The sequence below is a fragment of the Myroides odoratimimus genome (assembly GCF_030326305.1).
Taxonomy (GTDB): domain Bacteria; phylum Bacteroidota; class Bacteroidia; order Flavobacteriales; family Flavobacteriaceae; genus Flavobacterium; species Flavobacterium odoratimimum_A.
On sequence record NZ_JACAKB010000023.1, the window covers coordinates 50,655 to 59,620 of the forward strand.

The following is an 8,966-nucleotide window of genomic DNA, read 5'->3' on the forward strand; positions in this document are numbered from 1 at the left end:
CACAATAAAAGTATCTTACTTTTTTATGAAATATATAAAACTATTAATCAAAATAATCTTAATTTCAATCTCTACTTTAGGGGTATGTGTTATTATTTACTTTTTAGCCGCAAGAGGACTTTCTAATATTACTGTAAATAAAGTACAAGAAGAACCTGAAGAATTCACCATGTACCTTACTACTAATGGTATGCATACAGACTTCGTGTTTCCTGTCAAATCAGATTTAATAGATTGGAGTAAAGAACTAAAATTCGAACATACAAAAGGACAACGTAGAAACTTTGCCTATATCGCATTAGGTTGGGGTGATAAAGGTTTCTTTTTAGATGTAGAAGATTGGGATAGTGTAAAACCTGGTATAGCTCTAAATGCTGCATTTGGATTAGGAACTACTGCAATACACTCTACTTACTTATCTAATATAGAACTAGACGAAAACACAAGAGAAGTAAAATTATCAAAACAACAATATCAGATCCTTATCGATTATATACTATCTTCATTTAAACGAAATACAGATAACAATATAATTAATATCAAAACTGATAAAGCATACGGATTAAATGATTCTTTTTATGAAGGAGAAGGAAAGTATAGCTTCTTATATACATGTAATACTTGGGCTAATTCTGGTCTAAAAAAAGCTAAGATGAAAGCTTGCTTATGGACTCCCTTTCAAGAAGGTATCTTTAGAAAATATAAATTGTAAACATCTTTTATTTCGGAATGAGGATTTCCGTATAATTTTATTATAGAGGTGTGATACCTTTGTTCATGCGCTAGGTAAGTGATTCTGTATTCAGTATACTACTATGCAGAATTCAATGAATACTTATTATACAAATAAAGGGAACCGATTTGGTTCCCTTTATTATTTGCTATAATTCTATATTTATATTCCAGCAATCACTTTTAATTCGTCTATCATACGCAAAGCTAAACTGTCTGCATCTTCTTGTGTTCCTGCTTCTGTATATATACGAATAATAGGTTCTGTGTTAGACTTTCTTAAATGTACCCATGACGAAGGGAAGTCTATCTTCACACCATCAACTGTAGATACTTCTTGATTTTTATAATTCTCAGCGATCTGCTCTAAGATCATATCTACATTTAACTTAGGCGTAAGTTCTATCTTATTCTTACTCATATAATACTGAGGGTAAGAAGCTCTTAACTCTGCCACAGTCATATCTAAGTTAGACAAATGTGTTAAGAATAAAGCTACTCCTACGATAGAATCACGTCCGTAATGTGTCTCTGGATAAATGATACCTCCGTTACCTTCTCCTCCGATTACTGCATTAGTAGCCTTCATCATCTCCACTACATTTACTTCTCCTACAGCTGATGCATTATAAGTCCCTCCATGCTTCTGAGTAATGTCTCTTAATGCACGTGATGATGATAAGTTAGATACTGTGTTACCAGGTGTTTTACTTAAAACATAATCTGCTACTGCTACTAAAGTGTACTCTTCTCCAAACATTTCGCCATCATTCGAAATAAAAGCTAAACGATCAACGTCTGGATCAACTACTACACCAAAGTCTGCATTCTCTTTTTTCACTAAGGCACAGATATCACCTAAGTGCTCTTTTAGAGGTTCTGGATTATGAGGGAAGTGTCCAGTTGGATCACAATAAAGCTCTACTACCTCTACTCCTAATTTTCTCAATAAAGCAGGAATAATAATTCCTCCAGATGAGTTAACAGCATCTACTACTACTTTAAACTTACGTTTTTTAATAGCTTCAACATCTACTAACTTTAGTTTTAATATCTCCTCTATATGGATGTCCATATAGTTATCTTTATGCTCTATAGTCCCTAAACTATCTACATCTGCAAAATCAAATGCATCTTTCTCAGCAATTTCTAAAATGATTTGCCCTTCAGCACCACTTAGAAACTCTCCTTTACTGTTCAATAACTTTAGAGCATTCCACTGTTTTGGATTATGAGAAGCAGTTAAGATAATACCTCCATCTGCTTGCTCTAATGGAACAGCTATCTCTACAGTAGGCGTAGTAGATAAACCTAAGTCTATTACATGAATACCTAACCCAACTAAAGTATTTACTACCAAATTATGAATCATAGGTCCTGAGATACGAGCATCTCTACCTATTACCACTTTTAAACTTTCTTTATTTGAGTTGTTTTTAAGGAATGTTCCATAAGCTGATGCAAATTTCACTGCATCAATTGGAGTAAGATTATCCCCTACTTTTCCTCCTATAGTACCACGTATACCAGATATAGATTTAATCAATGTCATAATTACATATTTTTTATTAACACAAAGATATAGAATTATAGGTGGGACAGCCTGAACAATTTTGTAAAATACCGTATTTTTATAGTCAAAATGAGATTATGAACTTCTTAGCCCATATATACCTCTCTGGGGATGACAATTTACTTAAAATAGGAAACTTTGTAGCAGATAGTATTCGAGGAAAAGACTATTTAAACTATCCTACTAAAATTCAACAAGGTGTAATCTTACATCGAGAAATAGATACTTATACAGATGCTCATGAAATCTGGAGAAAAAGTAAAAAGCTTATTGTACCCCAATACAACCATTACGCCGCGGTTCTAATAGATATGTATTATGATCACTTTCTAGCGAAAAATTGGATTCAATACAGTTCTATCCCATTAGAAGAATATACTCAACGTTTCTATACCGAATTACAAGAGAACTTTACTATCCTACCTGTTAAAGTTCAAAACTTCTTACACATCATGCTTGAAGAAAACTGGCTTGTAAAATATCGTTCTATAGAAGGTCTAAAATATATACTTACACAAATGGATCGTAGAACAAAAGGAATCTCTAAAATGTCCTTCGCTACAACAGAACTAATAGAACATTATAAGACATTTGAAGAGCATTTCTCTACTTTCTTTATAGAATTACAAGAACATTTAATTGATTTTAGAAAAACAGAGCGTTACTTATTAAAATAATATCTTATCTTATAACTTTATATTTTTACGAATAACAAAACTAGATAATTATTACCAAAAGGGTTTTCTTTTACATTATTTTTGCAATATGAAAATTATAAATCCACAGAAAATAAAGTACTATGCTAGTCAAGTATTTAAGTATGCTGAAGGAATACTATTCTTCCTGAAGTCTATCTTAAGTAATAGACAGTTTTTATACTTCTCTTGTGTCTTAGTAGGAGCTTCATCTGCTATAGCTGTTACCATTCTTAAATACTTTGCTCACAATGTATTTAAGCTTGCTACATATATAGATAATATATCTCATCTACCTTATATGAACAGTATTTTACCTATTATAGGTATCTTACTTACCGTATTTATCGTTAGGAAATTTCTAAATGGTTCTATCGAAAAAGGTACTTATCAAATTATGATTGCTGTTGCTAAGAAGTCTGGTATTATGCCACGTAAGCAGATGTACTCGCAGATTATCACAAGTTCCTTGACTGTAGGTATGGGAGGTTCGCTAGGTCTTGAATCTCCAATTGCCATTACAGGAGCTGCCTTTGGTTCTAATTATGCTCAGAACTATAAGCTTAATTATAAAGATCGAATACTATTATTGGGTTGTGGTGTTGCGGCAGGAGTATCAGCAGCTTTTAATGCACCGATAGCTGGTGTTCTATTTGCCATAGAGATTATTTTAGTTGATGTTTCTGTATCTGCTTTTATACCTATTATGATTTCTGCTGCTACAGGTACTATTGTAACTAATCTAATTATAAAAGAAGACATATTACTTTCTTTTAAAAACCAATTGGTTTTTGATACAGGTAATACGGCTTATTATATCTTATTAGGTATTCTATCAGGTTTCTTTTGTGTATACCATGCTAGAATGTTTCGTAAGACAGAACACTATATATCAAGTATGAAGTTTGGTGCTTATAAAAAAGCATTAATAGGCGCTTCTATGTTAGCAGTTCTAATCTTTCTGTTCCCAACGCTTTTTGGTGAAGGATACGAAAGCATTAAAATACTAACTAGTGATACACCTCAGTCTATTCTAAATAATACTTTATTAGCTAATTTTTCTAATAAACAGTGGGTATTATTACTCTTCGTAGGAGGAGCTGCCTTAGTAAAAACTTATGCTGTAGGATTAACAATGGGAAGTGGAGGGAATGGAGGTAACTTCGCTCCCTCTCTATTCGTAGGTTCTTATCTTGGTTTTACATTAGCCAAGCTGTTACAACTATTAGGAATAAAAGAAATTCCTGTTCAGAACTTTACCGTAGTAGGAATGGCAGCTGTAATCAGTGGATTGTTTCATGCTCCTTTGACAGGTATTTTCTTAATTGCAGAAATAACAGGAGGATACGGGTTAATGGTTCCTCTATTAATCGTATCATCTATTAGCTTTGCAATTTCTAAGCATATGGAAAAATACTCTATGGATATTAAATCTATAGCTACAACGGGGATGGTGTTCACTTCTGATAAAGATTCTAATATATTATCAACTATAATAGCAAGTGATTATATTAAAAATGATATTAAGACTTTAACACCACAACACACTACCGCAGCTGTTGTAGATATTTTTGCAAATACAAAACAAACGTTTATTCCTATACTAGATAATGAGCAAAAAATCATAGGTATTATTAATCTAGATAGTGTAAGACCTATTATATTCAGTGAGTTTCAAACCAAATTCACACCTATCAAAGATTTAATAGAAACACCTATAATTGTATCTAAAAACGATTCTTCTAAAATCATTATGCAGACTTTAGAAACTAACAACTTAGAATTCGTATTAGTACAAGAAAACAAAAAGTACCTAGGTTACCTCGTTAAAGCTGAATTACTTAAAGCATATCGTATCAACCTAAAGTCACTATTATTAGAATAAAAAAGGGTTCCTTTATAAGGAACCCTTCTTATTTTAAGTATGTATTTTTTTTTGTTTCACAAATTTTGAAATAGAACAACAAAACAACAAAACCAAATCCCTTTTTAAGTAGCCAGCTCAAAAGAAATTAAAATAAAAAATCTATTTCAGAAACAAAACACATAACTGATTGAATTACTTCGCCTTTGTAATTCTTTAACAAAGATAAAATAATATTGTATAGTAAAAAGGGCTAATATTTGTTTTTAACAACTATTATCCTAAATAGATACTTTGCCACTATATGACTTATAGATAAGCTACTATAAATACATTTCATAAATAAATCGAAAGTTTTGTTAAACACTCTTCTACCTTCATTTTACAATTCTTACATTTACATAATAATGTACTTAGTTACATTTAATCATTATCAAATATCACTATTAGTTATATTTATTTAAAGGATATTCCTCTTATAAACATACTCTAATTACTTTAATTCAAATTACGTTTATCCATGCAAAACGATTTCGTTAGAGAAATACTGACACAAAATGAAAGTTCACAATCTTTCTTAGACAAACAAAGAATTGAAAAATTCACTGATACATTATTTCACTTTCTATTCCAATTAGAAGATAAGAAATACCTATCAGAAGAGGCTATCAATATCCGTTTGTCTACTCTAAAGCTAGAATTACTTTCTATTGTTTTTAAAATTAATAATGATGTAGATAAATCTCAAAAAATAGCTAATGACTTTTTTGATGCTTTACCGCATATTTTCTTTACACTTAAAACAGATGCACAAGCTATATTAGAGAATGACCCTGCGGCAACTTGTCTTCAAGAAGTATACATAGCTTACCCAGGATTCTATGCCATTGCTATTTATCGTTTTGCACATCAACTACATACACAGAAAGTAGTATTATTACCAAGAATATGGACAGAACATGCACATAGTAAAACAGGTATTGATATTCATCCTGCTGCTACCATTGGATCTCATTTCTGCATAGACCATGGAACGGGTATCGTGATAGGAGAAACTTGTGTTATTGGGCAAAACGTAAAAATATATCAAGGAGTTACTCTAGGAGCTATTTCTGTATCTAAAGATAAAGCTAATACAAGAAGACACCCTTATATAGAAGATAATGTTATTATTTATTCTGGAGCTACTATATTAGGTGGAGATACTGTTATAGGTCATGATACTGTTATAGGTGGTAATGTATGGTTAACCAAAAGTGTGAAACCAAACTCTATTATGTATAGCAAAAGTAAAAGTTATTCTAAAGATCAAGAAAATTATCCTGAACCAATAAATTTCATAATTTAATTAAACAAAAAAATCTAAGAATCATGAAAATAAATAATGTACTTGAGGCAATTGGAAATACTCCTCATATTAAAATAAATAAATTGTTTCCAAATGATATTAATGTTTGGATCAAACTAGAAAAACAAAACCCAGGAGGAAGTTTAAAAGACCGTATTGCCTTAGCTATGATTGAAGATGCTGAAGCAAAAGGAGTAATCAATAAAGACACTACTATTATAGAGCCTACTTCAGGAAATACTGGAGTTGGTCTAGCTATGACATGTGCTGTTAAAGGTTATAAATTAATCCTAGTAATGCCTGAGTCAATGAGTATTGAACGCAGAAAACTTATGGCTGCTTATGGAGCTAAATTTGTACTTACTCCTAAAGAACTTGGAACATCAGGATCTGTATCTAAAGCAACTGAATTAGCAGAAGAAATGGAGAATGCATGGGTTCCTCAACAATTTAACAACTTAGCAAACCCAGAAGTACACCGTAAAACTACTGCTCAAGAAATTATCAATGACTTCCCTGAAGGTATTGATTATCTAATCACTGGAGTAGGAACAGGTGGACATATCACTGGAGTAGCTGAAGAGTTAAAAAAAGTATTTCCTAACTTAAAAGTATTTGCTGTAGAACCTGAGAATTCTCCTGTCTTAAGTGGAGGAAAACCTGGTCCACACCCATTACAAGGTATTGGTGCTGGATTTATACCTAAAGTAGTAAATACAGATATCTTTGATGGTATTATCACTATAGGTAAAGAAGAAGCGTATGCTTATACTAATAAAATTGCTAGTCAAGAAGGTATTTTGGCTGGTATCTCTACAGGTACATCTTTAGCTGCTATTGCTAAAAAATTACCAGAAATAGAAAAAGGAGCTACTATTTTAACCTTCAACTATGATACAGGAGAAAGATATTGGTCTGTTTCTGAATTATTTGATGAAAAAGCAGCAGAAATAAAGTAATTATTATTCATACGATCTATATCAAGGGAGTTTAATCATAAACTCTCTTTTTGTTTTTCGTTTCTGTTTATTTAACAATTTTTAAAGAAGGCTAACTAAGCTGTATTCCTCTAACTGTAGTTCTCTTCCAGATTATTATTGTATTTTTGTACTTGTAACAGAAAATAATAAAACACATGCTTAAAAGATCTTTTCTAATAACAGCTTTAGCTTTTACAGCTTTAACTGCATGTAAGTCAGTACCACAAGGAACAACTACATCTTCAGAAAACGCCTTAAACAACATTGAAGTAAATGGAAAGTTATACTCAGCTGTATTCCAACAAAATGCTGCTGAATATCAAGCATTAGCTGCCCAGGCTTTCAATATTGCTACATTGCAACTAGATCGCATTCTTACAGAACAACACAATAAGCCTCTTGCTATTGTTACTGACATCGACGAAACTTTCTTAGACAACTCTCCTTATGCTGTACAAATGGCTAGAGAAGGTAAATCTTATGACCAAGCTACTTGGACAGAATGGACTTCTAAAGGAGAAGCTCTTCCATTATTAGGAAGTCTAGAGTTCTTTAACTATGCTAAGTCTAAAGGTGTGGAAGTATTCTATATCACAAATAGAAACCAAAATGACAAACCAGGTACTATGAAAAACTTGGTAAAGTATAACTATCCTTATGCAGATGATACACACGTTATCGTTAGAACTGCTGAGTCTAGTAAAGAAACAAGACGCCAAAAACTAAGCGAAACTCATGAAATCGTAATGCTTTTAGGAGATAACTTATCTGATTTCTCTACACTTTGGGATAAAAAGACTCAAGAAGAGAGAATCGAAAATGTAAAAAATAATAGAGAACAATTTGGTAAGAAATTTATTGTTTTACCAAATACAGGTTATGGCGATTGGGAAGCGGCATTATTCCAATACAGAAAAGACCTTTCTAAAGAAGACAAAGATAAAATCTACGACAAAAGCGTAAAAGGTTTTAAATAATAACAAAAAAACTAACAACTTAATATCAATGAAAAAATTAATGGCTTTAGTACTTTTCGTAAGTGCTACTCTATCTTTCACAGCATGTTCTAGCGATGATAATGCTCCTAAACGTAATAAAGAGCAATATGAAGGTACATGGATTGCAGATAGATTATCATATACTATACCTGGTGCACCTAACCCAATGGAACATGATTTCACAGATATGCCTGGTGAAAATGCAGTTAGTCAAGCTGACGAATTAATTCTTACTGAAAAAACAGCTACTTTAACTGAGTTTTTTAAGAACAGTGAAACTCCTAAAACGACACTAGGTGTGGTACAAAATGGGGTAATTACATTTGTAGATCAAAACTATACGTCTAGAACGATTAATAGTACTACTGCTACCACACTGTCTTTGACATATTATTATACTATGAGAGGATCAACATTACCTATTACAGTAACTTATAAAAGATTAAAATAATCGATCCTTTTAAGGTAGTATACAAAACCTTGTAACTAATAGTTACAAGGTTTTTTTGTTAGAATTCTTTAGATTGTGTATTTTTTTTCTAAGTACACGAAAAAAAATCTAAAGCACTTGATATTTAGAGGATTGTGCTTGTTTTAGACAAAAATAATCTTGATAAGTAGTCAAGTCCAAGTTTAAATACACTCATAAGCCTATTACCATGATTCTTGATTGTGATAGGCTTAATAGTATCAATATAATCTCCAATCTTATAGCACCATACAAAAGCAATCATCACTAACATGAGTAGTTTTTCAATTCTATCTATTTTTTTCAA

General features: G+C 31.7%; 8 protein-coding genes and 1 pseudogene. 7 read left to right on the forward strand and 2 right to left on the reverse strand.

Going from position 1 to position 8,966, the window contains the following annotated elements:
* Window positions 1-25 precede the first annotated feature (25 nt).
* Window positions 26-712 carry a TIGR02117 family protein gene (locus HX049_RS14365; protein WP_286416690.1) on the forward strand — a complete coding sequence of 229 codons (687 nt, stop codon included), beginning with the start codon at window positions 26-28 and terminating at the stop codon, window positions 710-712.
* A 183-nt stretch (window positions 713-895) separates the two neighbouring features.
* Here the strand turns inward: HX049_RS14365 and glmM are convergent, their stop codons facing one another.
* Entirely contained in the window at window positions 896-2,284 is a 1,389-nt protein-coding gene (gene glmM / locus HX049_RS14370) for a phosphoglucosamine mutase (RefSeq protein WP_286416691.1), read from the reverse strand.
* Between the two features lie 98 nt (window positions 2,285-2,382).
* Between glmM and HX049_RS14375 the strand changes: the two genes are divergently transcribed.
* The 6 genes from HX049_RS14375 to HX049_RS14400 all read left to right on the forward strand — a co-directional run bounded on the left by HX049_RS14375 (window position 2,383) and on the right by HX049_RS14400 (window position 8,641).
* Window positions 2,383-2,982 carry an acyl carrier protein phosphodiesterase gene (locus HX049_RS14375; RefSeq protein ID WP_286416693.1) on the forward strand — a complete coding sequence of 200 codons (600 nt, stop codon included), beginning with the start codon at window positions 2,383-2,385 and terminating at the stop codon, window positions 2,980-2,982.
* A gap of 88 nt (window positions 2,983-3,070) precedes the next feature.
* Window positions 3,071-4,885, forward strand: a complete 1,815-nt coding sequence (locus tag HX049_RS14380) for a chloride channel protein (protein ID WP_286416694.1) — start codon at window positions 3,071-3,073, stop codon at window positions 4,883-4,885.
* A gap of 499 nt (window positions 4,886-5,384) precedes the next feature.
* Window positions 5,385-6,212, forward strand: coding sequence for a serine O-acetyltransferase (locus tag HX049_RS14385; RefSeq protein ID WP_286416696.1), 828 nt, complete (start codon window positions 5,385-5,387; stop codon window positions 6,210-6,212).
* A gap of 23 nt (window positions 6,213-6,235) precedes the next feature.
* Complete coding sequence (gene cysK, locus HX049_RS14390; RefSeq protein WP_286416697.1) at window positions 6,236-7,171, forward strand: cysteine synthase A; 936 nt, start codon at window positions 6,236-6,238, stop codon at window positions 7,169-7,171.
* Window positions 7,172-7,347: 176 nt separating this feature from the next.
* A complete protein-coding gene (locus tag HX049_RS14395; protein ID WP_041893081.1) occupies window positions 7,348-8,169 on the forward strand; it encodes a 5'-nucleotidase, lipoprotein e(P4) family in 822 nt (273 codons plus the stop codon).
* A gap of 28 nt (window positions 8,170-8,197) precedes the next feature.
* A complete protein-coding gene (locus HX049_RS14400; protein WP_286416700.1) occupies window positions 8,198-8,641 on the forward strand; it encodes a hypothetical protein in 444 nt (147 codons plus the stop codon).
* Between the two features lie 124 nt (window positions 8,642-8,765).
* On the opposite strand, the pseudogene HX049_RS14405 reads toward HX049_RS14400, so the two are convergent.
* Window positions 8,766-8,966: pseudogene (locus tag HX049_RS14405) on the reverse strand (IS4 family transposase); the annotation flags it as partial.